18 protein-coding genes are annotated in these 24995 nt (G+C 70.4%); 8 read left to right on the forward strand and 10 right to left on the reverse strand.

Annotation, left to right across the window (positions count from 1 at the left end):
• Positions 1-17: 17 nt before the first annotated feature.
• The 5 genes from MWN52_RS18730 to MWN52_RS18750 form a co-directional block, all read right to left on the reverse strand.
• Positions 18-1034 (reverse strand): cupin-like domain-containing protein, encoded by a 1017-nt coding sequence (locus tag MWN52_RS18730; protein ID WP_286577798.1) that lies wholly within the window; start codon positions 1032-1034, stop codon positions 18-20.
• Positions 1034-1729 carry a SapC family protein gene (locus MWN52_RS18735; RefSeq protein ID WP_286575849.1) on the reverse strand — a complete coding sequence of 232 codons (696 nt, stop codon included), beginning with the start codon at positions 1727-1729 and terminating at the stop codon, positions 1034-1036. Before MWN52_RS18735 ends, MWN52_RS18730 begins: the two co-directional genes overlap by 1 nt.
• Before the next feature lie 15 nt (positions 1730-1744).
• The gene (locus tag MWN52_RS18740; RefSeq protein WP_286575850.1) at positions 1745-3295 is read right to left on the reverse strand and encodes a tryptophan halogenase family protein; all 1551 of its coding nucleotides are present in this window, start codon (positions 3293-3295) and stop codon (positions 1745-1747) included.
• Positions 3296-3511: 216 nt separating this feature from the next.
• On the reverse strand, positions 3512-6607 hold the full coding sequence (locus tag MWN52_RS18745) for a TonB-dependent receptor (RefSeq protein ID WP_286575851.1): 3096 nt from the start codon (positions 6605-6607) through the stop codon (positions 3512-3514).
• 265 nt (positions 6608-6872) lie between these two features.
• The gene (locus MWN52_RS18750; protein WP_130520748.1) at positions 6873-7493 is read right to left on the reverse strand and encodes a TIGR00645 family protein; all 621 of its coding nucleotides are present in this window, start codon (positions 7491-7493) and stop codon (positions 6873-6875) included.
• A 112-nt stretch (positions 7494-7605) separates the two neighbouring features.
• Here MWN52_RS18750 and MWN52_RS18755 point away from each other — a divergent pair, with 112 nt between their 5' ends.
• From MWN52_RS18755 to MWN52_RS18770, 4 genes are all read left to right on the forward strand, one after another.
• Positions 7606-8292: a glutathione S-transferase N-terminal domain-containing protein gene (locus tag MWN52_RS18755; protein WP_286575852.1), complete on the forward strand. Its 687-nt coding sequence runs from the start codon at positions 7606-7608 to the stop codon at positions 8290-8292.
• Between the two features lie 192 nt (positions 8293-8484).
• Positions 8485-10713 carry a S9 family peptidase gene (locus tag MWN52_RS18760; protein ID WP_286575853.1) on the forward strand — a complete coding sequence of 743 codons (2229 nt, stop codon included), beginning with the start codon at positions 8485-8487 and terminating at the stop codon, positions 10711-10713.
• 387 nt (positions 10714-11100) lie between these two features.
• The gene (locus MWN52_RS18765) at positions 11101-12888 is read left to right on the forward strand and encodes a DUF885 domain-containing protein (RefSeq protein WP_286577799.1); all 1788 of its coding nucleotides are present in this window, start codon (positions 11101-11103) and stop codon (positions 12886-12888) included.
• Positions 12889-12893: 5 nt separating this feature from the next.
• Positions 12894-13253: a VOC family protein gene (locus MWN52_RS18770; RefSeq protein WP_286577800.1), complete on the forward strand. Its 360-nt coding sequence runs from the start codon at positions 12894-12896 to the stop codon at positions 13251-13253.
• 9 nt (positions 13254-13262) lie between these two features.
• On the opposite strand, the gene MWN52_RS18775 is transcribed toward MWN52_RS18770, so the two are convergent.
• Positions 13263-13715, reverse strand: coding sequence for a hypothetical protein (locus tag MWN52_RS18775; RefSeq protein ID WP_130520745.1), 453 nt, complete (start codon positions 13713-13715; stop codon positions 13263-13265).
• 147 nt (positions 13716-13862) lie between these two features.
• Here MWN52_RS18775 and MWN52_RS18780 point away from each other — a divergent pair, with 147 nt between their 5' ends.
• The 4 genes from MWN52_RS18780 (at position 13863) to aroE (ending at position 17084) form a co-directional block, all read left to right on the forward strand.
• Positions 13863-14777: a bestrophin family protein gene (locus MWN52_RS18780; RefSeq protein ID WP_130535330.1), complete on the forward strand. Its 915-nt coding sequence runs from the start codon at positions 13863-13865 to the stop codon at positions 14775-14777.
• 74 nt (positions 14778-14851) lie between these two features.
• The gene (gene hemB / locus MWN52_RS18785; RefSeq protein ID WP_286575854.1) at positions 14852-15844 is read left to right on the forward strand and encodes a porphobilinogen synthase; all 993 of its coding nucleotides are present in this window, start codon (positions 14852-14854) and stop codon (positions 15842-15844) included.
• A gap of 4 nt (positions 15845-15848) precedes the next feature.
• Positions 15849-16196 (forward strand): hypothetical protein, encoded by a 348-nt coding sequence (locus tag MWN52_RS18790; protein WP_286575855.1) that lies wholly within the window; start codon positions 15849-15851, stop codon positions 16194-16196.
• Between the two features lie 48 nt (positions 16197-16244).
• The gene (aroE, locus tag MWN52_RS18795; protein ID WP_286575856.1) at positions 16245-17084 is read left to right on the forward strand and encodes a shikimate dehydrogenase; all 840 of its coding nucleotides are present in this window, start codon (positions 16245-16247) and stop codon (positions 17082-17084) included.
• 717 nt (positions 17085-17801) lie between these two features.
• On the opposite strand, the gene MWN52_RS18800 is transcribed toward aroE, so the two are convergent.
• The 4 genes from MWN52_RS18800 to MWN52_RS18815 all read right to left on the reverse strand — a co-directional run bounded on the left by MWN52_RS18800 (position 17802) and on the right by MWN52_RS18815 (position 24813).
• Complete coding sequence (locus MWN52_RS18800) at positions 17802-18443, reverse strand: exopolysaccharide biosynthesis protein (RefSeq protein ID WP_286575857.1); 642 nt, start codon at positions 18441-18443, stop codon at positions 17802-17804.
• 87 nt (positions 18444-18530) lie between these two features.
• The gene (locus tag MWN52_RS18805; RefSeq protein ID WP_286575858.1) at positions 18531-21977 is read right to left on the reverse strand and encodes a PAS domain-containing hybrid sensor histidine kinase/response regulator; all 3447 of its coding nucleotides are present in this window, start codon (positions 21975-21977) and stop codon (positions 18531-18533) included.
• An 876-nt stretch (positions 21978-22853) separates the two neighbouring features.
• Positions 22854-24128: a sensor histidine kinase gene (locus MWN52_RS18810; RefSeq protein WP_130531911.1), complete on the reverse strand. Its 1275-nt coding sequence runs from the start codon at positions 24126-24128 to the stop codon at positions 22854-22856.
• Positions 24118-24813: a response regulator transcription factor gene (locus MWN52_RS18815; RefSeq protein ID WP_130520729.1), complete on the reverse strand. Its 696-nt coding sequence runs from the start codon at positions 24811-24813 to the stop codon at positions 24118-24120. The genes MWN52_RS18810 and MWN52_RS18815 overlap by 11 nt, the downstream gene beginning before the upstream one ends.
• Positions 24814-24995 lie beyond the last annotated feature (182 nt).

A 24995-nucleotide genomic window follows, 5' to 3' on the forward strand; every position in this document is an offset into this window, starting at 1 on the left:
TCGATTCCTCGTGGCGCTCAGCGGTTGAGCCGCTGCAGCAGGCGCGCGCGCAGCTCGCGCGCGCGGATGTCGTCCATCGGCGCCAGCGCGCCGCGTGCCTCGGGCGCGATGTGCGCCACCGTCTCGGCATCGGCGTCGAACACGTAGTGGCGGAACACCTCGCGCCAGTGTTCGCGCTCGTGCGTGGGCAGATCGCGCACGCTCAGCAGCGCCAGCATCAGCGCGTTCATCGGCGAATCCATATAGGCCGGGCTGCGCCGCCACCAGTAGTTCACCAGGATGTTGAACGGCGCCAGGCCTTCCATGTGGTGCCACCACAGCGAGGGGATCAGCACCGCGTCGCCGGGCTCCAGCACCGCGACCTGCGCGTGGCGCAGCGCCTCGGCGAAGCGCGGATGGGCTTCGAGGTCGGGAGCGGCGAAGTCCACCAGGCTGATCGCCTGCCCGGCCGGCGTGCGGTCCAGCGGGCCGATGTACAGATTGGCCAGCTGCTCGGGCGGGAACAGCGTGACCCGGCGGCGGCCCGCCACCACGCAGGCGATGTTGTCGGGGATGTCCTGGTGCGCGGCGATGCGGGTGCGGTTGCCGATCCAGATGCTGGCCAGCGGCACGCGGCCCCCCAGGTCCAGATCGTTCTCGGCGCGGAAGCCCGGCAGCCAGGTATCGATGGTCGTCGAGCCGACATAGATCGCCGGCGGCGCGGGCGCGTGCAGGTAGCCCAGCAAGGTGTCCAGCACCACCGGCAGCGGCACGCGCTCCTGGCGGAAATTGAAGCCCTGCTGCCCGTCGGTATAGAAGAAGCGGCCGCCGGTCTCGGGCGCGGCCACGGTGGCGACCACCGGGTCGGGGCGCGCGAAGCGGCGCAGATAGGCCACCGCCTCCTGCGCCGACGCCGCACCGGCCCTGGCCATCGGCCAGTCGGCCACCACGCCACGCAGCACCAGCGGCTGATCGGAGGCCAGCAGCTCGGGGCCGAGCGTGTCGGCGCGCAGGCCGTGGCGTTCCTCGATCGGGCGCGGCGTGGCGGGCTGCATCACGCGCCCTGCTCGAGGCGGCCGATCAGGTCGCGCAGATGCGTCATCGAGGCCAGCGCCATGTAGACCGGCTCCAGATGACCCGCGCGCGACAGCGCCTGCAGCGCCTCGCCGTCCAGCGCGCGCAGGCGCTCCTCGTGGATGGTGTAGCAGCCGCGCAGATGGATCTCCTGCCCGCCCGTCAGCTTCACGTCCAGCACGAACGACTCCAGCAGCTCATGCGACAACAGCGCCTGGATGAAGGCACCATTGCCGGCCAGCCCGTCATGCAGGGTGCGCAGCAGCGCGACCATGTGCTGCAGCAGCGGCGCATGGCCGCCGTGCTCGAGGAACAGGGGCTCGCCCTGCGGATCGATGCGCGGATGTTCAAGATCCACGTGCAGCATCGGCTCGCCCTGCGCGTCGTGCCCGATCGCGAACGGCTGGCGCTCGACCGCCATCGGCACGTAGTGGGCATCCCAGCGATCGCCGCGCAGGAACAGGTTCTGCCCCGGCTGCAGGCCCAGCAGCGCCAGCGGATGGAACACGCCCTGGGCGTCCTTCTGGAACACGATCGGGTAATAGGCCTGCAGCGCGCGGAACTCGCCCGGGAAGGTCACCACCGACATCGCCGCATCGTCCACCCCCGCGCCGTGGCGGGTGGAGACGCGCAGGTCGCGATGGTCGATGTTGTTGAGCAGGGCGTGACGCGGCATCGGCATTCCTGAGAATCAGAGACGGGGCAGGCCATGGGCCTTGATGTGCTCGACCAGCGCGCGATGGCTGGGCAGCGCCGGCAGCATGCGCTGCACCAGCGCCGCGCTTTCGGCGAAGCAGGCCTGCGCGGCCTGCAGGTCTTCCGAGCGCCGCGCGGGACGGGAGTGCGGACGGGCGCCCATGCCGTAGAGGATGTACTGCCAGCTGGCCGAAGGAAAGATCTCCTCGCTGCGCGGAAAATCGCTGCGCGAGGGCGACTGATGGCGCCACAGCTGCAGCAGCTCGCGCAGGCGCGGCGGCAGGCTGGCGTCCTCGCGATGCGCCTGCCAGTAGGGCGTGGGCCGGCGGCTGAGCACGTAGTGCAGCTTGAGGAACTCGATCACCCGCTGCCAGCGGTAGGCGAAGGTCTCGTTGAAGCGCGCGGCCAGCAGATCCATCTGCGCGCGCGTGGCCGGCATCTCGTCGGCCAGGCGCGCGGCGGCCAGTTCCACCAGCACCAGCGAGGAGGCCTCCAGCGGTTCGACGAAGCCGCTGGCCAGGCCGACGGCCACGCAGTTGCGGTGCCAGGCCGTGGGCCGATAGCCCGGCTGGAGATCGATCCGCCGCGCCGGCGGCAGCGTCGCCGCGGCGGGGCCGCCGCTGGCTTGGATATAGGCCCGCAGATCCGCTTCGGCCTCCTCATCGGAGGTGAACGCGCTGCTGTAGACATGGCCGACGCCACGCCGCGCCGACAGGCCGATGTCCCAGATCCAGCCGGCGCGCTGGGCGGTGGACAGCGTCTGGCAGGCGATCGGCGCATTCGGGTCCGCATAGGGCACCTGCAGGGCCAGCGCGCGATCGTTGAACAGGATGTCTTCGACGCCGACCGGCGCGATGCCGTAGTGCGCGCCCAGCAGCAGCGCGCGCAGGCCCGTGCAGTCCACGAACAGGTCGCCTTGCAGCGCGGGCTGGTCGCGCACCGCCAGCGCGGCGATGTCGCCGTTCTCGTGACTGAGCACCGCGTCCATGTGGCCGACGACGTGCTGCACGCCGAGGCGTTCGACGCAGTGCTGGCGCAGGAAGGCGCCGAGCCGGGTCGCGTCCAGGTGATAGGCATAGTTGGCCACCGCGGCGTATTCCGGGGTGGCGAACTGCTTCGGCCCGCGCCCGGCATCGCACAGATGCGGCTGGAAGCAGGCCAGATGCGCGAAGGGCACCTCGCCCTGCGCCGCCCAGGCCACGGCCAGCTGCGTCTCGCCATAGCCCTTGGGCAGGGTGAAGGGATGGGTGTAGCGATCGTGCGCGCCGCCATCGACCCAGCCGACGAACTGCGAGCCCTGCTTGAAGGTCGCATCGCAGGCGCGCACGAAGTCCGCCTCGCCCACGCCGATCCGGCGCAGCGTGTCGCGCATGGTCGGCCAGGTGCCCTCGCCGACGCCGATCGCCGGCACGTCCGGCGACTCGAGCACGCTCACCCGCAGGGTGGGGCCGTGGCGATCGCGATGCTCGGCGGCGATCAGTCCGGCCGTCAGCCAGCCGGCCGAGCCGCCGCCCACGATCACCACATGCCGGATTGCCTCGTCCATCGCGCTTCCCGAACCTTCAGCCTGCCTATCAAACGCGACGGGCCACTGGTTTGCCAGTGGCCCGTGCGCCGCGTCCGCCCGCCACGCGGCATTTCCTGCAACGCCTCTACTCACCTCACCTCGTCGTTCCCGCGAAGGCGGGAACCCAGCGACTTGGCGCGGAGCGCCGAAGGCACTGGATTCCCGCTTGCGCGGGAATGACGGTTCAGCGTGCGCTTAGAACTTGTAGCGCGCGCCGAACATGTAGCGCGGCCCGAACTGCTCCAGCGAATACACCTGGTGCTTGTTGCGTCCGTGCACGCGGGTGGACTCGTCGGTCACGTTGATGCCTTCCAGCGACACGCTGAAGTGGTCGTTGATCTCGTAGCTGAAGCTGAGATCCAGCTGGCCATAGGCTTCGACGTAGAGCGGGTTGTCGCCCTTGCCATCGCCCAGGGCGCTGAGGAACTCGTCGCGCCAGTTGTACGCCGCGCGTGCCTGCCACGGGCCCTTGTCGTAGAACACCACGAAGTTGGCCGTGTCGCTCAGGCCGGTCAGCGCGAACTGGGTGCCCAGCACGCCGTTGTTGTAGGTCAGGCCCGAATCGACCTTGGTGTAGTTGGCCGCCACACCGAAGCCGGTCTCGCCGAACACGTGCTGGATGTTGAACTCCCAGCCATCGAGCTTGTCCGAGCGGTTGTTGACCGGCTTGGAGATGTTGAACGCCAGCACCGGGTCGCCCGGCTGGCCGACGATGCTGCCCGTGGCCGCGTTCACGCCCGGATCGCCGTCGTGGTTGGCGAAGATGTAGTCGCGGATGCAGGGACGGTCGGTCTGCGCGCAGCCGGCGGCCACGGCCTCGTTCCAGTACGCGCCACCGGCCGGGGTGTACAGATCCGGGATCGGGGTCTCGCGCTGGGTCTGGCGGGCGATGAAGTTGTCGATCTTCTTGTAGAAGTAGCCAACCGAGACATAGCTGCCCTCGGCGTAGTACCACTCCCAGGACAGGTCCAGATTCCTGGACACCAGCGGCTTGAGCGCCGGGTTGCCCGAACCGCCACCGCCGCCGTCGTAGCGCGCCGGGCTGCCGAGCGTCTGCGCGGCATTCAGGTCGCCCCAGTTCGGACGGCCGATGGTCTTGCCGGCGCTGAAGCGCAGCTTCATATCGCCGGTCAGGTCCAGGGCCAGGTCCAGGTTCGGCAGCCAGTACTTGTAGTCGCCGCCCAGGGTGTAGAACTCGTTGCCCTGGTAGACCAGATTGAACTCGTTGGCGCTGGCCCAGTTGACCGCCACAGGCGCCGGCTGCAGCGCCGAGGCGGTGACCTTGGTGTCCTCGTAGCGCACGCCGACGGCCACGCTCAGCGGCATGGACAGATCAAAGGTGTTGCTCCACTCCAGGTAGGCGCTGTGCGACTTCTCCTGCACGCGGCTGTCGCCCACCGTGCGGCTGGCCGAGCTGCCCGGCACCGCGGCGCCGGAATAGTCGGTCGAGGCCAGATAGTCCTCCGGCACGCCCAGGCCGGCGTTGGTGCGGGCGTTGGCCGCGGCCTGGCGCATGGCCTCGAAGTCGAACAGGAAGAACGCATCGGAGAAGGCCGGGCTGTTGGCGCCGCCGCCGTCGAAGTAGTCGCCCATGTGCGCCAGCTTGAACAGCGAGTCGTCATAGGCGCCCGGGCCGGCGGGCACGTTGCCGCCCCAGGTATCCAGCTGCACGTTGGTGAAGGCCGAGCGGTTCTTGTACTCGGTGCTGGACACGCCGAAGTTCAGCTTGGAGTAGTCCTCGAACTGGAACTGCCCCGAGAGCTGGCCCTGCTTGATCTTGGCCTTCTGGTAGTCGTTGCGGAACACCGAGCCGGTGGCCTGCATCATCGACGGGTCGATCTCGCTCATGCCGGGCGGCAGGTTGAGCATCAGGATCGGGAAGTCGCCGCTCATGTCGAAGCCGGCGCCCTGGCGGAAGAAGCCGGCGGTGGACATGGTGTTGCTGGAGCCGTACGGGCTGTCCGGACGCGACTCGGCGCTGGAGTCGTGGTAGTCGAAGTTCAGGCTGAAGCTGTCGGTCACCCGCCAGTCGACGTTGAAGCCCAGCGACTTGTTCTCGTGCACCACGGCGGTCTTGGACGCGCCCATGGCCAGGTCCGAGCAGCCCGGGTCGGTCGCGCCACCCGGATAGACGCGCGGCGTGCAGCCGTAGGTCTCGTGATAGGTCAGCGGCGAGGAGCCGGAGCCATTGGTCCACGAACTCTGATCCGGCGTGAAGTTGAACCACACCGACATGTCGTTGCGCGCCGACTGGATCTTGTTTTCCGAGTAGGTGTAGTCGAGCGTGGCGGTCAGGTTGTCGGTCGGGGCGAACTGGAAGGCCAGCTGGCCGTTGGTGCGCTGGCGATGCACCGAGTTGACCGAATAGCCCAGGCTCTGCGGCATCGAATACACATCGTTCGGGCCCGGACGGTTGGTGACGTTGGGCGAGGCGGCCAGCGCGGCGTTCGGGCCGCCCACGCCATTGGCCTGCGGGGTATCGATGTAGGTCTGCCAGCCGTTGCCCGGCGCGACCTGGGCCAGGGCCGACCCGGACTCGCGGTCCTGGCGGCTGGCGCTCAGCGAGATGCCGAAGCGGTTGTCGGCCCAGGTGTTGCTGAAGATGCCGGAGATTTCCGGCGTGACGGTCTTGCCTTCGTAATGGCCCGGCAGATCGTCGTCGGAGGTGTCCACCACGCCCTTGACGCCGGCGCTGGCGTGGAAGCCCGGGTTCTCCAGCGGACGGGAGGTCTTGATGTTGATCGTCGCGCCGATGCCGCCGGCCGGGGTGCTGGCGCGGCTGGTCTTGTAGACCTCCACCGCCGAGATCGCCTCGGAGGCCAGATCGGAGAACTCGAACGCGCGGCCGCCGGTGGCGGTCGGCATCTGGCGGCCGTTGAGCAGCACCAGGTTGAAGTCCGGGCCGACGCCGCGCACGGTGACCTTGGAGCCTTCGCCGTTGCTGCGGTCGATGGACACGCCGGTGATGCGCTGCAGGGACTCGGCCAGGTTGGTGTCCGGGAACTTGCCCATGTCCTCGGCCACGATGCCGTCGACCACACCCTGCGAATCGCGCTTGAGGTTGGCCGATGACATCATGCTCTGGCGGATGCCCTTGACCTGCACGGCGTCCAGGTTGGTGGCATCGGTGTTGGACTGCGCGCTGGCGTTGCCAGGCGTGGCCTGCGCGGCCGAACTGGCCGGCGCTTGATTCGATTCCGGCGCGGTCTGCGCGGCGGCCGTCGCGGACAACGCGACCAGCATCGCCGACACCAGCAACCGCCGACGCGGCATGGCAACCATCTGCTTCATACGACCCTCCCCAGGTGCGGATATGACGAATGCCGTCCGAGCCCTTGAATTCAGGTCTCGTACACGGCAGGTGCGCCGTTTTGTCAGAGGGTGACAGCGCTGTCACGCCGCATCGCAGCACCGCGCCGCAGGGGCATGCGCCGCCATCGGAAGCGGACGCGGATGGCGCCGGCGGCAAAGGCCCGCCACGCGGGGCTGGAATCGTTTACGTTCCGTTAGGAAGCGATGACAACGTTGGTCACCGGCGCGAATGGCGCCGTGGCGCTCAGTGCGCGGCGCGTTGCGCGGATTGCGCGCCCTGCATCAGGCGGTCGGTCCAGGCGATGCCGATGGCCGACAGGATGAAGACGCAGTGGATGATGGTCTGCCACAGCACGCCCTGCGGGGTGAGCGTGGAGCAGCCGGTGGTGCCGATGGCGCTGGCCGCGGTGGCGCTGGCCAGCAGCTCGGGCGAGCAGAACGGCAACCCGCCCAGCGCCCCGGCGGCGATGAAGGTCTTGAGCAGGTGGATCGAGGAGATGCCGATGATCGCCATCGCCAGCTTGACCTTGAGCACGCTGGCGTTGACGTGGCTGAGCCACTCGGGCTGGTCGGGATGGCCTTCCAGCCCCAGGCGCGAGACGAAGGTCTCGTAGCCGCCCACGATCACCATCACCAGCAGGTTGGAGATCATCACCACGTCGATCAGCCCCAGCACGATCAGCATGATCTGCTGCTCGCCCAGGCTGGGCGCCTCGTGGATCAGGTGCCACAGCTCCTTGCCGAACAGGAACACGTAGACGCACTGGGCCAGGATCAGCCCCAGGTACAGCGGCAGCTGCAGCCAGCGCGAGGCGAAGATCAGGCCGGCGATGGGGTTGAGGCGGGCGGGCGGCTGGGGCGACATGGCGGAACGATTCGTCTCGTGGGCGCGGCAGCGTAGCCAGCCGCCCATGACACTGCCAAGCGAAGCCGCGCCGTAGACTCGGCTTCTTTCAGCACTGTAAGGAACCGGCGCGATGATCGACCTGTACTACTGGCCCACGCCCAACGGGCACAAGATCACCCTGTTCCTGGAGGAAACCGGGCTGGACTACACGATCAAGCCGGTGGATATCGGCAAGGGCGACCAGTTCGCCGCCGAGTTCCTGGCCATCTCGCCCAACAACAAGATGCCGGCCATCGTCGACCACGCGCCGGCCGACGGCGGCGCGGCGCAGAGCGTGTTCGAGTCCGGCGCGATCCTGCTGTACCTGGCCGAGAAGACCGGCGCCTTCCTGCCGACCGAGCCCCGCGCGCGGATCGAGGCGCTGGAGTGGCTGTTCTGGCAGGTGGGCGGACTGGGGCCGATGCTCGGCCAGAACCACCACTTCAACCAGTACGCGCCGGAGAAGATCCCCTACGCGATGGACCGCTACACCAACGAGACCCGGCGCCTGTACGGCGTGCTGGACAAGCGCCTGGACGGGCGCGACTTCATCGCCGGGGACTATTCCATCGCCGACATGGCGGCCTATCCGTGGATCGTGCCGCATGCCAAGCAGAAGATGGACCTGGTGGACTTCCCCAACGTGGCGCGCTGGTTCGACGCCATCAGCCAGCGCCCGGCGACCGCACGCGCCTACGCCCTGGGCCCGCAGGTCAATCCCGCCCTGGGCGAACCGCTGACCGAGGAACAGCGCCGGCACATGTTCGGCCCGCGGTAAACCTTCCGCGCGGTGGAAGCCGCTTGCTCGGTGGGAGAACGGTCTGTCAGTTCAAGCCGCGGCCTTCTTGTAGAGCGGAGCTTGCTCCGCTGCTCTTCGTTCGGTTTGTGGGGAAAGCCCCAGCGGAGCAAGCTCCGCTCTACAGGGGGGAGCCGCCAAGCAAGCGCATGTGGCATCGACGATCATGTCCACATGAAGCCCGCTCCTCCCCTCGTTCCCAGGCCACTCACCCTCGACGCCATCACCGGCGATGCGCCGCTGAGCGGCCCGAGCCTGCTCAAGCCCACCCTGTCGCCCGACGGCGCGCGCGTGGCCTATCTGCGCGGCCGCGACGGCGCGCGGCACCGGCTGGACCTGTGGTGCTACGAGGTCGCGGCCGGCGAACACCGGCTGCTGGTCGATGCCGACCACGTGCTGCCGCCAGGCGGGGAACGGCTCAGCGCCGAGGAAGCCGCGCGCCGCGAGCGCCAGCGCATCGCCGCCTACAGCGGCATCGTCGACTACCAGTTCTCGCAGGACGGCGCGCGGCTGCTGTTCCCGGTGGGCGGCGCGCTCTACCTCTACGACCTGCGCGCGGCGCCCGCGCAGGCGGTGCGGACGCTGACGCACGCCGAGGAAGGCTTCGCCACCGATGCGCGCTTCTCGTCGCGCGATGGCTTCGTCGGCTTCATCCGCGGACGCGACCTGTGGGTGGTGGACCTGGCCGACGGCGCGCAGCACCGGCTGACCCACGACGGCGACGCGGTCATCGGCAACGGCGTGGCCGAGTTCGTCGCCGACGAGGAGATGGGGCGCCACACCGGCTACTGGTGGGCCCCGGACGACAGCGCGCTGGCGTTCGCGCGCATCGACGAATCTCCGGTGCCGCTCAAGCAGCGCAGCGAGATCCACGCCGACCGCACCGTGGTGGTCGAGCAGCGTTATCCGGCCGCGGGCGAGCCCAATGTGCGGGTGGGGCTGGGCGTGATCGCGCCCCGCGCGGGCGCGGCGCCGCGCTGGATCGACCTGGGCGACGAGGCGGACTTCTATCTGGCGCGGGTGACCTGGCGCGATGCGCAGCGCCTGACCTTCCAGCGCCAGTCGCGCGACCAGCAGCGCCTGGACCTGATCGAGCACGATCTGCGCACCGACGCGCAGCGCACCCTGATCACCGAGACCTCGCCGACCTGGGTGCCGCTGCACGATGCGCTGCACTTCCTCGCCGACGGGCGCTTCGTGTGGGCGTCCGAACGCAGTGGCTTCCTGCATCTGTCGCTGCACGAGGAGGACGGCAGGCTGCGCACGCCGCTGACCGCCGGCGCCTGGCCGGTCGACGCGCTGCTCGGCGTCGATGCGGCGCGCGAGCAGGTGTACTTCAGCGCCGGCATGCGCGACGGCGAGGCGGCGCCGACCCAGGCCCATGCGTTCGCCGTGTCCTTCGACGGCGGCGCACCGCAGGCGCTGACGCGGGAGACGGGCGTGCACGCGGTGAGCTTCGCGCGCGATGCCAGCGTGTTCGTCGATCACTGGTCCAGCCCGTCGGTGCCGCCGCAGCTGGTCCTGCATCGCGCCGACGGCACGCCGCTGGCCGCGCTGCTGGCCAACGACCTCGACGATCCCCGCCATCCGTATGCGCCCTACCGCGCCGCGCATCGCCCGCCACGGTTCGGCACCTGCCTGGCCGCCGACGGCGTCACGCCGCTGCATACCAGCCTGCTCCTGCCGCCCGGCTTCGACCCGGCGCGGCGCCACCCGGTGATCGTGCACGTCTACGGCGGCCCGGCGGCGCAGACGGTGACCGAGAGCTGGCCCACGCGCGGCGATGCCTGGCTGGACCAGGTCCTGGCCCAGCGCGGCTACGTGGTCTTCAGCGTGGACAACCGCGGCACGCCGCGGCGCGGGCGCGCGTTCGGCGGCGCGCTGTACGGGCGGCAGGGCACGGTCGAGGTGGACGACCAGTGCGCGGCGGTGGACTGGCTGCGCGCGCAGCCCTGGGTCGACCCGGCGCGCATCGGCGTGTACGGCTGGTCCAACGGCGGCTACCTGACGCTGATGCTGCTGGCGCGCGCGCCGCAGCGGTTCGCCTGCGGCGTGGCCGGCGCCCCGGTGGTCGACTGGGCGCTGTACGACACCCACTACACCGAGCGCTACATGGGCCATCCGCGCGACAACGTCGAGGGCTACGCCCAGGCCAGCGTGCTGACCCATGTAGCGGGTATCGCCCCCAGCGCGCTGTTGCTGCTGCACGGCATGGCCGACGACAACGTGCTGTTCTCCAACGCCACCGCCCTGATGAGCGCCCTGCAGGCGCGCGGCACCGCCTTCGAACTGATGGCCTTCCCCGGCGCCCGGCACGGCCTGCTCGGACACGACGCGCGGTTCCGCTACCGGATGATGGAAGACTTCTTCGCGCGCAAGCTGGGCGTTGGCAGCGCAGGCTGACGGCTTCAGCCATCCGCTCCGCCCCCTCCCTTGCGCGTAGCGCAGGGGAGGGCCGGGGTGGGGTGCTTTTGCTCTTGCTTCGGAGGCTTGCCCGGGAAAGCCCCGACCCCTCCCCATCCCTCCCCTGCGCTACGCGCAAGGGAGGGGGCCGCGAGTCGGCGACTTCCCGACCCTGACTCTGCTTCGCCCCCTCCCTTTCGCCGAAGGCGAAGGGGAGGGTTGGGGTGGGGTGCTTTTGCTGTTGCTTCTGTGGCTTACCCGGGAAAGCCCCAACCCCTCCCCATCCCTCCCCTGCGCTACGCGCAAGGGAGGGGGCCTATGGTTGCCTCCGCCCACAGCAGTGCGTAGCGTCGCCGCACTCTCCTTGCCTGCCAGGTGTCGTCCATGATCAAGCCGCTGGTGTTCGCTCTTGCCCTGGCGCTGTGCGCGCCGCTGCCCGGCGCGGCGGCCAAGGCCACCTCGCCGGCCGCGCCGGCCTGGGTCGCGCGCAGCAACACCTACGCCGAGGCGCTGCTGGAGGCGCAGGCGGCCTTCATGCCGGAGATGGCGAGCCAGGTGGGCCTGTCGGCCTACGACGCGCGGGTCGCCGATCTGGGGCCCAACCAGCCGGCGCGCTATCGCGCCGCGATGATCGCGGCGCGCGCCAGGCTCCAGGCCGCGCTGCAGACCGAGCGCGATGCCAACGTGCGCCAGGACCTGCAGATCCTGCTGCACGCGGTGGACATGGAACTCCAGGGTAGTCAGCTCAACGAGGCGCTGCTGCTGCCGTGGGTCGACGCACCGCAGTCGGTGTTCAACGGCATCAACAACCTGCTCTCCGACCAGGTGCCGCCCGCGCGCCGGGCCAAGGCGCTGGACCGGCTGAAGGCCTACGTGGGTCTGACCCCGGGCAGCACGCCGTTCACCACGCTCGCGCGCCAGCGCTACGAGGAAAAGCTGGCCAATCCGGCGCTGCTCCCGCCGACCAGGCTCGAGGTCGAGCGCGCGCTGTCCAACGTGGACACCTACATCGACGGCATCCGCGAGCTGTTCACCGAATACAAGATCGCCGGCGCCGAGCCGGCGCTGGCGCGCATGGCCGCCGAGCTCAAGGCCTACGCCGACTGGACCCGCAGCACCGTGCTGCCCAAGGCGCGCACCGACACGCGCCTGCCGCCGCAGCTGTACGCCTTCCAGCTCAAGCAGGTCGGCATCGACATCGATCCGCAGCAGCTGATGCAGCGCGCGCAGGTGGAGTTCATGGAGACCCGCGCGGCCATGCAGCAGCTGGCGCCGCAGGTGGCCAAGGCGCAGGGGCTGCGCGACACCGACTACCGCGCGGTGATCAAGGCGCTCAAGCGCGGCACCATCGCCAACGACCAACTGGAGGCGCACTACCGCGATGTGATCGACCGGATCGATCCGATCATGAAGCGCGAGCGCATCGTCACCGTGCCCAAGCGGCCGCTGCAGATGCGGCTGGGCTCGGCCGCCGAGAGCGCCGCCTCGCCCGCGCCGCACTACCTGCCGCCGCCACTGGTGGGCAACACCGGCCAGCAGGGCCAGTTCGTGCTGCCCATCGGCAACCCGTCGGCCGATGGCCAGGACGCCGGCAGCCGCTACGACGATTTCAACTTCGCCGCCGCGGCCTGGACGCTGAGCGCGCACGAGGGCCGCCCGGGCCACGACCTGCAGTTCGCCGCGATGGTCGAACGCGGGCTGTCGCTGGCGCGCACGCTGTTCGCGTTCAACTCGGTCAACGTCGAGGGCTGGGCGCTGTACGCCGAGGCCGAGATGGTGCCCTACGAGCCGGCCGAGGGGCAGATGATCGCGCTGCAGTTCCGCCTGCTGCGCGCGGCGCGCGCGATGCTGGACCCGATGCTCAACCTGGGCCTGATCGACCGCGAGCGCGCGCGCCTGGTGCTGGAGCACGACGTCGGGCTGTCGCCGGCGATGGCGCGCCAGGAGCTGGACCGCTACACCTTCAACGCGCCCGGCCAGGCCGGCAGCTACTTCTACGGCTACAGCCGGATCCTGGAGCTGCGCATGCAGACCGAACTGGCGCTGGGGCCGGCGTTCGACCGGCAGGCGTTCAACGACTTCCTGCTCGACCAGGGACTGCTGCCGCCCGACCAGCTGGCCGAGGCGGTGCGCACGCAGTTCGTGCCGCGTTACGCGGGCAAGGCCGCGCCATGAAGCCGCTGGTCGTGCACCGCGTGGTCGCCAATCTGGCCACGCCCGATCCGGCCGGGCTGGCGGCGTTCTATCGGGCGGTGTTCGATCTGGAGCTGGCGATGGACCACGGCTGGATCGTGACCCTGGCCAGCGACGCGGCGAGCATGACGCCCCAGGTCTCGCTGGCCAGCGAGGGCGGCAGCGGCACGCTGGTGCCGCAGCTGTCGATCGAGGTGGACGATGTGGCCGGCGCCTATGCGCGGGTGCAGGCGCTGGGCGCGCCGGTCGAGTATCCGCTGACCGACGAGCCCTGGGGCGTGCGACGCTTCTTCGTGCGCGATCCGGCCGGACACCTGCTCAACGTGCTGGCGCACCTGCCGCGCTAGGGCCTTGGGTCAAGGCGTGGCGGGCGCCGTCTCGGCCGCGCGCTCGGCGCCCGGCGGGACGTAGATCGCCACGCCGTTGGCCTGCTTCTGCTGGGTCGGGATGCCGATGCCGATCCCGCCGCCGACATGGCCGCCATAGCTGCCGCCGCCGACCGACAGGCCCACCGGCGAGCGCCCGCCGGCGCCGGCGCCGATCAGCACCACGCCGTTGGCGCCGAGCTTGGCGGCCTCGTTCTTGAGCCGGCGCATGGCTGCGTCGGTCTGGCCCTGGGTACCGAAGCCGACCGCGCTCTGCGCCTCGAGCTGGGCGATCTGCACCGCGCCGGGCGGCACGGCGGTGTAGACGCGCACGGTGGCCGGGTCCACCGGCGGGCGCGGCGAGGACAGCATCACCTTGGTGGTGCCGGCGCAGGCGGCCAGGCTGAGCAGCAGCGGGGCGAGGAACAGGGCGCGCTTGGACATGGTCGAAACTCCGGCAATGGGCGAGGACGGCCCTCCAGGCCGGCATGATCCACGCCGCGCGCTGAACCGCAATGTCCCAGACGGCGCGTGGCGCCGCGCGGGCGTCGGGGCGATCATGGCCTGTCCGGTTTTCCTGTCCCCCTTCGCATGATCCTGCGTCCACGCCCCACCACCTGGCAGCTGCTGTACCTGATGCGCGGCTCGATCCTGCCGCTGGTGGCGCCGCGGCTGCTGTTCGTCGGCGCTGTGGCCTGCCTGGCGTCGTGGTTCGCCCAGCGTCAGCCGCACGCGTTCGCGCAGATCACCGTCGCGCCCTTCACCCTGATCGGCATCGCGCTGTCGCTGTTCCTGGGCTTCCGCAACAGCGCCTGCCACGAGCGCTGGTGGGAAGGCCGCAAGCAGTGGGGCGCGCTGCTGGTGCACACCCGCGCGCTGGCGCGGCAGACCGATGCCCTGCTAGCGCAGGCGCCGCAGCTGCGCACCGAGCTGCTGCGCGCGGCCATCGGCTTCACCCATGCGCTCAACGCCCGCCTTCGCGGCGGCCAGACGGCGGCCGCGGCCGCGCCCTGGCTGCCGGACGAGACGGCCGCCGCCATCGCCGCCGCGCCGAACCCGACCGACGCGGTGCTGGGCTGGATGAGCCGCCGGCTGGGCCAGGCCCTGCACGACCAGCAGGTCCATCCGCTGCTGTATCCGAGCCTGGCCGCGCCCGTCGCCGGCCTGGGTGAGGTGCAGGCCGCGTGCGAACGCATCCACGGCACGCCGCTGCCGTTCGCCTACACGCTGCTGCTGCATCGCACCGCGCTGCTGTTCTGCACGCTGCTGCCGTTCGGCCTGGCCGGCGCGCTGGGCTGGGCCACGCCGCTGCTGTCGATGCTGATGGCCTATGCGATGTTCGGCCTGGATGCGCTGGGCGACCAGCTGGAAGACCCCTTCGGCCGCGCCGACAACGACCTGCCGCTGGACGCGCTGACCCGCACCGTGGAGATCGAGCTGCGCGCCGCGCTGGGCGAGACCGCACTGCCGGCGCCGCTGCAGCCGCAACGCTTCGTCCTGACCTGATCGCGCCAACGCCGCGCCGGTCCGCGCGGCGCGGGGGCGTATCCTTGTCGGGTTGACGCTGGAGTTCTTCCCGTATGGCCTACCCCGCCCACCGTCCGCGCCGCATGCGCCGCGACGATTTCTCGCGCCGCCTGATGCGCGAGCACACCCTGACCACCAACGACCTGATCCTGCCGGTGTTCGTCCACGAAGGCGAAGGCCGCATTCCGGTGCCGTCGATGCCCGGCGTGGAGCGCCTGTCGATCGACGAGCTGCTGCGCGTGGGCGAGCAGGCGCTGGAGCTGGGGGTGCCGGTGCTGGACCTGTTCGGCGTGCCCGACCCGGCGGCCAAGACCGACGACGGCCGCGTGGCCTGGGACGAGCAAGGCCTCATCCAGCGCGCGATCCGCGCGCTCAAAAGCCGGTTCCCCGAGCTGGGCGTGATGACCGACCAGGCGCTGGACCCGTACACCACGCACGGCCAGGACGGGCTGATCGATCAGACCGGCTACATCCTCAACGAGGCGACCATCGAGGCGCTGATCAAGCAGTCGCTCTCGCACGCGGCCGCCGGCGTGGACATCCTCTCGCCCAGCGACATGATGGACGGGCGCATCGGCGCCATCCGCGGCGCGCTGGAAGCCGAAGGCTTCATCCACACCAAGATCATGGCCTACTCGGCCAAGTACGCCAGCGCCTTCTATGGCCCGTTCCGCAACGCGGTCGGCAGCGCCGGCAACCTGGGCAAGGGCAACAAGTTCACCTACCAGATGGACCCGGCCAACCTGGACGAGGCGCTGCACGAGATCGCGCTGGACCTGGAGGAAGGCGCGGACATGGTGATGGTCAAGCCGGGCATGCCGTATCTGGACGTGCTGCGCCGGGTCAAGGACACCTTCCGCCGCCCGACCTTCGTCTATCAGGTCAGCGGCGAGTACGCGATGCTCAAGGCCGCCGCGGCCAATGGCTGGCTGGATGGCGAGGCGGTGATGATGGAGTCGCTGCTCGGCTTCAAGCGCGCCGGCGCCGATGGCGTGCTGACCTACTTCGCCCTGGACGCGGCCCGCGTGCTGCGCCAGCGCGGCTGACGCGATGAGTGCCGGGATGGCCCTGCAGGCGCTGCTCGGCCTGCCCCTGGTCTGCGCCACGGCCTTCGTGCTGCTGGTGGCGCTGATCGCCCCGCGCGTGCCCGGCCGCACGCTGGTGCGCTGGGGCGCGGCGCTGATGCTGCTCGGTCAGGTGGGGGCGCTGGGCGTGAGCGTGGGCCAGACCCTGCTGCTGCAGCGCACCCTGGCCGGCGGCGGCAGCCTGCAGCAGGCCGGCGTGGTGATCGGCTTGATCCACATGGGCCTGGGCGTGATCGCGGTGGTCGGCCTGAGCCTGCTGGCGGTCGGCTTCCTGGGCACGGCCCGGGCGGCGGCCGGCGCCATGCCGCGTTGAAGCCCGGCATGGGACACTAGGCGCTCGTCGTCCCATCCGAGTGCCCGCATGAGTCGTTACGCGCTGTTTGGCCGGTCCGTGGCCAAGTCGCCCTCCCCGCAGATCCACGCCGCCTTCGCCCGCCAGACCGGCATCGCGATGGATTACGTCGGCCTGGACGTCGAGCCGGGCGCGCTGCCCGCCGCCCTGGACGCCTTCGCCGCCCGCGGCGGCCGCGGCGCCAACGTCACCGTGCCGCACAAGCAGGCCGCCTTCGCCGCCTGCACGCGCCTGAGCGAACGCGCCCGCACCGCCGGCGCGGTCAACACCCTGCGCCTGGAAGAGGGCCAGTGGTACGGCGATAACACCGACGGCGCCGGCCTGGTGCGCGACCTCACCGGCCGCCACAGCCTGGACCTGCGCGGCCGCCGCGCCCTGCTGCTGGGCGCCGGCGGCGCCGCGCGCGGCGTGGCCCCGGCGCTGCTGGAGGCCGGCGTGCGCGAACTGGTCATCGTCAACCGCAGCCCCGAGCGCGCCGACGCCCTGGCCGACGCGCTGGGCGAACCCGGCCGCGCCCATACCCGCTACTGGGAGGACCTGGCCGGCATCGGCGACTTCGAACTGGTCATCAACGCCACCTCGGCCGGTCGCGACGCCGGCGCCCCGCTGTCGCTGCCCTTCGCCCTGTGCAACGACATGACCGGCGCGGTGGACCTCAACTATGGCGAGGTGGCCATCCCCTTCCTGGCCTGGGCCCGCGCCGCGGGCCTGCGCACCATCGTCGACGGCCTGGGCATGCTGGTCGAACAGGCCGCCGAGAGCTTCGAGATCTGGCACGGCGTGCGCCCCGACACCGACCCGGTCTACGCCCTGCTGCGCGAGGGCGCCCCGGAACCGGCAACAGCCTGAGGCGCCTAGCGTTCGCTTTTGCGGTTGCGGTTGCGGTTGCGGTTGCGGTTGCAGTTGCGGTTGCGGTTGTGGTTGCTCAAGAGCTTTTGCTTTTGCTTTACCTGTCTGAGCCGTAAAGCGAGCCGAGCATCGCAGGAAGTCAGGGCCGAAGAGTCGCCCTGTTTGAGCGAAGCGAGTTTGGGCGCCGTGCCCTGACTTCCGAGAAGCGCAGGGGACCGCCGCGCAGCGGCGGCTCGCGTCCCGGCGAGAAGCGGTTTTGCTTCCTTTTGACAAGACAAAAGGAAGTCGCGCCGCAGGCGCGAAAGCCTTGCACTTGGCGCGCCGCAGGCGCGTTGCCTTTGTTGTGGCTCTGCACTGTGCAACTTGTATTGAATATGCAAGCAATACTTGCGAATTCTGCGGGCGCCTCTTAAAAGCAAAGCTTTCGCACGGCTTCGCCGCGCGAGCTACTTTTGTCTTGTCAAAAGTAGCCAAAACCGCTTCTCGCCGGGACGCACGCCGATGCTTCGCATCGGTTCCCTGCGCTCCTCGCGAAGCAGGGCACGGCGCCCAAACTCGCTTCGCTCAAACAGGGCGCCTCTTCGGCCCTGCTTCGCTGCGGTGCTCGGCGTGCTTTACGGCTCAGACAGGTAAAGCAACAGCAACCGCAAAGGCAAAGGCAAAGGCAACAGCAACAGCAACAGCAACGGCAACGGCAACGGCAACGGCAACGGCGAGCTAGCCCGCCAGCCGCTGCAACGCCTCACGCAGCGCCAAGCCGCCACCCCCAATCAGCACGCCGAAGTAGACGATGCTGGCCAGATTCATCAGATGGCCCAGCAGCGCCGCGACGCCGTCGCGCTGCATCAGGCCGATCGCCAGCAGCAGGATCGCCAGCGCCGGCAAGGTGTTGGAGAAGGGCACGAAGCCGAACGGCGCCATCAGCAGCAGCGCGCCCAGCACCAGGCCGGCGTCGTTGACCGTCTCGGCCGGGCGCGAATCGACCAGGGCGGGCAGCCGGTGCGGGCGGCTGATCTTCTGCAGCCGCCCGACCCAGACCATGCCGCGGCCCAGCGCGCTGCGCAGCCGGTCCGAAGGCAGCTGGCGTTCGCGCAGCCGTGCCGGCAGCCACAGCGGGCGGCGCAGCAGGCGGCACACGCCGACCAGCAGGATGCCGAAGCCGAACACCGTGCTCACGCCGGGAATCGACACCGGGATCAGGAACACCAGGGTCAGCAGCGCCGTCAGCAGCAGCAACCCCTGCGGCCCGAACTGGTCGAGCAGCGCGTCCAGGCTGAGCTGGTCCGGCGGCAGCTGGTCGATGGCCTGTTGCAGCTGGTCGCCCAGCGCGGTGGTGGACGGGTCGGGCGCGGCGCGCATGCGGGATCCGAAACGAAGGGGACCGCGAGCCTAGCCCGGCCGCGCATGTCGGCGCTGTCAGTCGGCGCCGACAAACGCAGGCGCGATTCAGCGCGCGGCGGCGCCGTGGGCGGCCAGGAAGGCGCGCAGCGAGGCGGGCTTGACCGGCTTGGTCAGCAGGCGATAGCCGCGCTCGCGCGCCTCGGCCTTGAGCTCGTCGCGGCCATCGGCGGTCAGCAGCGCGCCGGCGATCGGGCCCGGGCTGGCGGCGCGCAGCGCATCCAGCGTATCCAGGCCTTCCAGGCGGTCGTGCAGGTGGTAGTCCACCAGCATCACCGCCGGCGCCTCGGCCACCACGCGCTCCAGCGCCGCATCGACGGTGGCGGCGGTGACCACGTTCACGCCCCAGCGGCCCAGCAGCACGCACATGCCGTCCAGGATCTCCTGGTCGTTGTCCACGCACAGCACCTTGAGCCCGGTCAGCGAGTCGCTGGCCGGCATGCGCCGCGGCACCGCCGGGCGGGCGCTGATGCTGGCCGCGCGCGGCACGGTGATCGAGAACATGCTGCCCTTGCCGACGTTGCTGCGCGCGTCCAGCGGCGCGTCCAGCACGCGCGAGATACGCTGACAGATCGACAGGCCCAGCCCCAGGCCCTGCTCGCCCCAGTCGAAGGGCTGCTGGTAGCGCTGGAACTCGTCGAAGATCTGGCGCATGTGCTGCGGCGGGATGCCCGGGCCGGTGTCCCACACCTGCAGCTCCAGCTGCGCGCCGCGGCCACGCATGCCCAGCACGATCCGGCCCGAGCGGGTGTAGCGCAGCGCGTTGGCGATGAAGTTCTGCAGCACCCGGCGCAGCAGGCGGCGATCGCTGCGCACCGGGGCGCGGTCGCGCACGTGCACGCGCAGCAGCAGGCCGCGGCCGGCGGCCACCGGCGCGTACTGCGCGGCCAGCTCGCGCATGACCTCGGCCGCATCGAAGTCGGTCAGCTCGGCGCGCAGGCGGTTGTGGTCCATGCGCGAGACGTCCAGCAGGCCGTCGAGCAGCTCCTCGGCCGCGCGCAGCGAGGCGTCCACGCGCTCGGCCAGACGCACCTGCTCGGCCGCGTCGCCGCCGCTCTCGCGCAGGGCCGAGGTGAACAGCCGCGCCGCGTTGAGCGGCTGCAGCACGTCGTGGCTGATGGCCGCCAGGAAGCGCGACTTGGACTGCTGCGCCGACTCGGCCTCCTCGCTGCGCTGGGCCACGCGCTGTTCGAGGTTCTCGTTGGCTTCCAGCAGGGCCAGCTCGACGCGCTTGAACTCGGTCACGTCGTTGTAGCTGGTGACATAGCCGCCGCCGGGCAGCGGCTGGCCGCGCATCTCGATCACCTGGCCGTCGCTGCGGGTGCGCTCGAACACGTGCGGGCTGCCGGCGCGCATGTAGCCGATGCGCTTGGCGATCTGTTCCTCGACATCGCCCTCGCCCAGCTCGCCGCGCTCGGCGTTGTAGCGGATCAGGTCGGCGACCGGGCGGCCGACGTAGAGCATGCCCTCGGGATAGCCGAACATGGTCTGGTAGCGGCGGTTCCAGGCCACCAGGCGCATCTCCGGGTCGACCACGCTCACGCCCGAGCTGATGTTCTCCAGGGTGGAGGAGAGGATCTCGCGGTTGAAGCGCAGCTCCTGGCCGGCCTCGTCCAGCACCGCCACCACCTCGCCCAGCTCCATGCCCGAGCCGCGCAGCACGCTGGTCAGCACCAGCCGCGCCGAGGCCGCGCCGATGGCCGAGGCCAGCAGGCGTTCGGTGAACTGCACCCAGGCGCGGTCGGCGTTGGCGTCGAGCTTGAGCTCGCGCCCCAGCTCGCGCGCCTGCTCGGCGAAGGCGCGCGAGGCGTGGCGTTCGCCCACCACGCGCTGGGCCAGCGACATCAGGTCGGCCACGCGCACGTTGCCCGGCCACTCGCTGGCGATCAGCGCGCGCCGCTGCGCGTACGGGTCCAGGAACGGCACGATGCGCAGGCGCTCGTCCAGCGAGGGCCGCCAGCGCGCCGAAACCAGCATCATCGTGGCGGTGTTGAGCAGCAGGGACCAGAACGTGCCGTGGGTGAGCGGGTCCCAGCCGCTCAGGTTGAACAGCTGCTGCGGCTTGAGCCAGGCGATGCCGAACGGCCCGGTCTCCAGCCACTCCGGCCCCAGCCAGCCCGAGGCCGACAGCGTCGGCAGCAGCAGCGTATAGCCCCACACCGCGAAGCCCGCCGCCATGCCCAGCTCCACGCCGCGCTTGCTGGCCCCGCGCCAGTACAGCCCGCCGATCAGCGCCGGGGCGAACTGCGCCACCGCCGCGAAGGCGATCAGGCCATAGCTGGCCAGCGTGCTGTCGCCGTTGCTGCCGCGGTGATAGGCATAGGCGCACAGCGCCAGCACCAGGATGGTGACCCGGCGCACCCACAGCACGCGCGTGGCCACGTCGGCCGCGTCGTGGCGCTCGCCCCAGCCGCGGCGCAGCAGGATCGGCATGACCAGGTCGTTGCTGATCATGGTCGCCAGCGCGATGCTGGCCACGATCACCATGCCGGTGGCCGCCGAGAAGCCGCCGATGTAGGCGGCCATGGCCAGCTTGTCCTGGCCGATGGCCAGCGGCAGGGCCAGCACGAAGGTGTCGCCGGCCTGCGCGCCGTGCGCGCCGAACAGCTCCACCCCGGCGGTGGCGATGGGCACCACCATCAGCGAGATGATCACCAGGTAGGCGCCGAACATCCAGCGCGCGCGGCGCACATCGCCCACGTCGCCGCATTCGACCACCGCCACCTGGAACTGGCGCGGCAGGCACAGGATGGCCAGGAAGCCCAGCAGGGTCTGGGTGAGGAAGCCGGCCGGCGGCTGGCTCTCGAACAGCGTGCGCGCCGCCTCGCCCAGCGGGTGGTCGCGCACGCTCAGCCACTGCCAGGACACCAGGCCCACGGCCACCAGCGCCACCAGCTTGACCACCGACTCCAGCGCCAGGGCGGCCATCATGCCGTGGTGGTGTTCGGTGGCATCGACCTGGCGGGTGCCGAACAGCGCGGCGAACAGCGCCATCAGCAGCGCCACGTACAGCGCCGGATCGTGGAAGAAGCCGGTGGTCTCCGGGTTGTGCCCGGTCAGCACGCCCAGGCTCATCGCCACGGCCTTGTACTGCAGGGCCAGATAAGGGATGACGCCGAACAGCGCGATCAGCGTCACCAGCGCGGCCAGCCGGCGCGAGCGCCCGTAGCGCGAGGAGATGAAGTCGGCGATGGAGACGATGTTGTGGCTGCGCGCCAGCAGCGCCAGGCGCTCGATCATGCGCCAGGCGAACAGCATCAGCAGCAGCGGGCCCAAGTAGATCGGCAGGTAGCTCAGGCCATGGCGCACCGCCGTACCCACCGCGCCGTAGAAGGTCCACGACGAGCAGTACACCGCCAGCGCCGCCGAATAGATCACCGGGCGCAGCCAGCGCAGATTGGGATACAGCCGATAGCGGTCCCCCAGCCACGCCACGCCGAACAGCACCGCGGCATAGGCGACGGAAATCCCCAGCAGGACCCAGCCTGAGATCATCGTGTTCCTTAAGGATGTGTGGCGCGCGGACGGCGCGCCCGGCGGCCAGTGTACTGAGCGGCGTCGGGAAAGCCCCGTCGCCGCCGTGGCGGCTCCCATTTGTAGAGCGGAGCTTGCTCCGCTGCGTTTCGACCGGATCATCGGCAAGCCCCAGCGGAGCAAGCTCCGCTCTACAAGGATGCTGCGGCTTGATCTGAGAGACAGTCGCTCCCACAAAAGCACCGACCGTCAGCCGTCAGCACCCCCCCTACCGTCATTCCCGCGAAGGCGGGAATCCAGGGACTTTGCTCCTGCGCTTCGACGTCCTGGTTCTCCCGCTCGAACGTCCATGGATTCCCGCTTTCGCGGGAACGACGGATTGGGAGGATCGGGGGAGCGACGGCGTTGCAGGCCGCTCCGCGTCAGCACCGCGGAATCTGCGACCTTTGCGACCAGCGCGGCGCTTGTGGTGGGAGCCGGCATGCCGGCGATGGGGCTCTCCCGGGGAAAGTCCATCGCCGCCATTGGCCAACAAGGCCACAAGGCCGGCTCCCGCAGAGCCGCTGACAGCCGCCAGCCAATTCCTACCGTCATTCCCGCGAAAGCGGGAATCCAGGGACTTTGCTCCTGCGCTTCAACGCCCTGGTTCTCCCGCTCGAACGTCCATGGATTCCCGCTTTCGCGGGAACGACGGATTGGGAGGATCGGGGGAGCGACGGCGTTGCAGGCCGTTGCGCGTCAGCACCACGGAATTTGCGACCTTTGCGACCAGCGCAGCGCTTGTGGTGGGAGCCGGCATGCCGGCGATGGGGCTTTACTGGAAAAGCCTCATCGCCGCCATGGCGGCTCCCACCAAGCGGACTGACTGGCCACCGCAGCGCCACAGGCGCCGCAGATTCACTCCGCCGCGCAGAAGCGCAGGCGGGCGACGGTGCCGCGGCCGGGGTCGGAGTCGATGCGCAGCTGCCAGCCCAGGTGCTCGCACAGGCGCGCGATCAGGTCCAGGCCGATGCCGCCGCCGTCGCGGCCGCCGCCGCGGGCCATGCGGCTGTAGACCGCGCTGATCTCCTCCGGCGACATGCCGTGGCCGGGATCGCGGATCACCACGGTCGCGCCGGGCTCCAGGCCCACTTCGATGCGGCCGCGGTCGCTGTTCTCCACCGCGTTGCGCAGCAGGTTGCCGATGGCGGCCTGGACGATGGCCAGCGGCGCGTGGATCACGCATTCGGCCATGGGCGCGATCACCAGCTCCAGGTCGCGACCCTCGGTCAGGTGCTGGTGGTCGGCCACCACCTCCGGGATCAGGTCCTGCAGCGCGACCAGGTCGGCGTTGCGGGTCAGCCGCGAGGGATCCTTGGCCAGCACCAGCAGCAGCGAGATCAGCTGCTCGACCTTGCGCGCGGTGCGACGCACGCGCAGCAGCGGCGCGCGCACGGCCGGCGGCAGCTCGGGGTGTTCCAGGGCCAGGTCGTTGGCGCCGGCGATCACCGCCACCGGGGTGCGCAGCTCGTGGCTGGCGCTGTCGATGAAGGCGCGCTCGCGCTCGACGAAGCGCGCGTTGCGCTCCAGGTAGCCGTTGAAGGCCTCGCCGATCACGCGCAGCTCCTCGCTGGCGTCGGGCGGCACGTCGATGCGGGCCTGGGTCGCGTCCGGACGCAGGCCGGCGATCTGCCGCGCCAGCGCGCTCAGCGGCTGCACCGCCCGGCCCAGCCCCAGCGCCATCAGCAGGCCGAAGATGATGATCGCCACCGCCGCGGTCACCACCGTGGAGAAGGTCACCCAGCCCTCGACGCCTTCGAACCGGGTCAGGTCCAGGGCCAGCGCCAGCCGCCCGAACTCGGTGTCCTCCACCAGCACCACGTGCTTGACGTGGTTGATGAAGAAGTCGTCGTGCAGTCCGGGTTTGAGCCGGGCCAGCTTCTTGGGCAGGTTGGCGTCGTGCTGCAGGAAGTACATGTGCTCGGCCGGGTCGTCGATCCAGTTGTAGCCCGGATCGGCCCGCCGGCGTTCGACGAAATGCTGCAGGTCCGAGCGCATCAGCGAGCGCCAGACCTGGCGCTCGGCGTGCTCGTTGACGACCTCCCCGCCGATGACCACCGCGGCGGTGACCACCACCAGGTAGACCAGCGCCCAGCGCAGCAGGCGCGCCCGCAGTGAAGGCCTACGCGCCATCGCGCGCCATGGGCTGGGCGTGCAGGCGGTAGCCCACGCGCGGCAGGGTGTGGATCAGCTTGGTCTCGAACGGCCCGTCCACGCTGCGGCGCAGTTCGTAGATATGCGAGCGCAGCATGTCCCCGTCCGGCGGCTCGTCGCCCCACAGCGCCTGCTCCAGGCGCTGGCGCGCCACCGCGCCCGGGCTGGCCTGCATCAGCACCTCCAGCAGCTTGCGGCAGGCCGGATACAGGTGCAGCGGCCGGCCGGCGCGCTGCACCTCCAGCGTGGCCAGGTCCAGGGTCAGGTCGGCCACCTGCAGCACGCGGCGCCGGTTGCGGCCCTCGGCGCGGGCCAGCAGCGCCTCCAGGCGCACCTCCAGCTCCTGCATGGCGAAGGGCTTGGTCAGGTAGTCGTCGGCGCCGGCGCGGAAGCCGTCGACCTTGTCGGGCAGCTCGTCGCGCGCGGTCAGCATGATCACCGGCACGGTGCTGGCGTGCTCCTCGCGCAGCCGGCGCAGCACCTCGCGCCCGTCCATGCGCGGCAGCATCCAGTCCAGCAGGACGGCGTCGAAGGCCTGGGTGGTGGCCAGGTGCAGGCCGGTGACGCCGTCGGGCGCGGCGTCCAGCGCATGGCCGCGCGGTTCGAAATAGTCGAACAGATTGGCCACCAGGTTGCGATTGTCTTCGATCACCAGCAGACGCATGGCGAGGGTCCTTGCAGGGGCTGCCGGCAGGAAAGCGGGCGGCGCGGGCGCGCATGGTGCACGGCCGCACGTCGGAAAGCCGTGTGGGCGCGCCGGCCGATTGTCCCATATGCTCCAGCGGCTGAACGCCTATGACGGGAGCGCCAGGTTCCGACATGTCTCCGACATCGCCCGGCACAGCA

The sequence above is a fragment of the Pseudoxanthomonas winnipegensis genome, assembly GCF_030322905.1.
GTDB lineage: Bacteria > Pseudomonadota > Gammaproteobacteria > Xanthomonadales > Xanthomonadaceae > Pseudoxanthomonas_A > Pseudoxanthomonas_A winnipegensis.

Coding starts and splice junctions, on each gene's coding strand:
- MWN52_RS18730 (WP_286577798.1), bottom strand. CDS start 1,034: ATGCAGCCCGCCACGCCGCGCCCGATCGAGGAACGCCACGGCCTGCGC.
- MWN52_RS18735 (WP_286575849.1), bottom strand. CDS start 1,729: ATGCCGCGTCACGCCCTGCTCAACAACATCGACCATCGCGACCTGCGC.
- MWN52_RS18740 (WP_286575850.1), bottom strand. CDS start 3,295: ATGGACGAGGCAATCCGGCATGTGGTGATCGTGGGCGGCGGCTCGGCC.
- MWN52_RS18745 (WP_286575851.1), bottom strand. CDS start 6,607: ATGAAGCAGATGGTTGCCATGCCGCGTCGGCGGTTGCTGGTGTCGGCG.
- MWN52_RS18750 (WP_130520748.1), bottom strand. CDS start 7,493: ATGTCGCCCCAGCCGCCCGCCCGCCTCAACCCCATCGCCGGCCTGATC.
- MWN52_RS18755 (WP_286575852.1), top strand. CDS start 7,606: ATGATCGACCTGTACTACTGGCCCACGCCCAACGGGCACAAGATCACC.
- MWN52_RS18760 (WP_286575853.1), top strand. CDS start 8,485: ATGAAGCCCGCTCCTCCCCTCGTTCCCAGGCCACTCACCCTCGACGCC.
- MWN52_RS18775 (WP_130520745.1), bottom strand. CDS start 13,715: ATGTCCAAGCGCGCCCTGTTCCTCGCCCCGCTGCTGCTCAGCCTGGCC.
- MWN52_RS18780 (WP_130535330.1), top strand. CDS start 13,863: ATGATCCTGCGTCCACGCCCCACCACCTGGCAGCTGCTGTACCTGATG.
- hemB (WP_286575854.1), top strand. CDS start 14,852: ATGGCCTACCCCGCCCACCGTCCGCGCCGCATGCGCCGCGACGATTTC.
- MWN52_RS18790 (WP_286575855.1), top strand. CDS start 15,849: ATGAGTGCCGGGATGGCCCTGCAGGCGCTGCTCGGCCTGCCCCTGGTC.
- aroE (WP_286575856.1), top strand. CDS start 16,245: ATGAGTCGTTACGCGCTGTTTGGCCGGTCCGTGGCCAAGTCGCCCTCC.
- MWN52_RS18800 (WP_286575857.1), bottom strand. CDS start 18,443: ATGCGCGCCGCGCCCGACCCGTCCACCACCGCGCTGGGCGACCAGCTG.
- MWN52_RS18805 (WP_286575858.1), bottom strand. CDS start 21,977: ATGATCTCAGGCTGGGTCCTGCTGGGGATTTCCGTCGCCTATGCCGCG.
- MWN52_RS18810 (WP_130531911.1), bottom strand. CDS start 24,128: ATGGCGCGTAGGCCTTCACTGCGGGCGCGCCTGCTGCGCTGGGCGCTG.
- MWN52_RS18815 (WP_130520729.1), bottom strand. CDS start 24,813: ATGCGTCTGCTGGTGATCGAAGACAATCGCAACCTGGTGGCCAATCTG.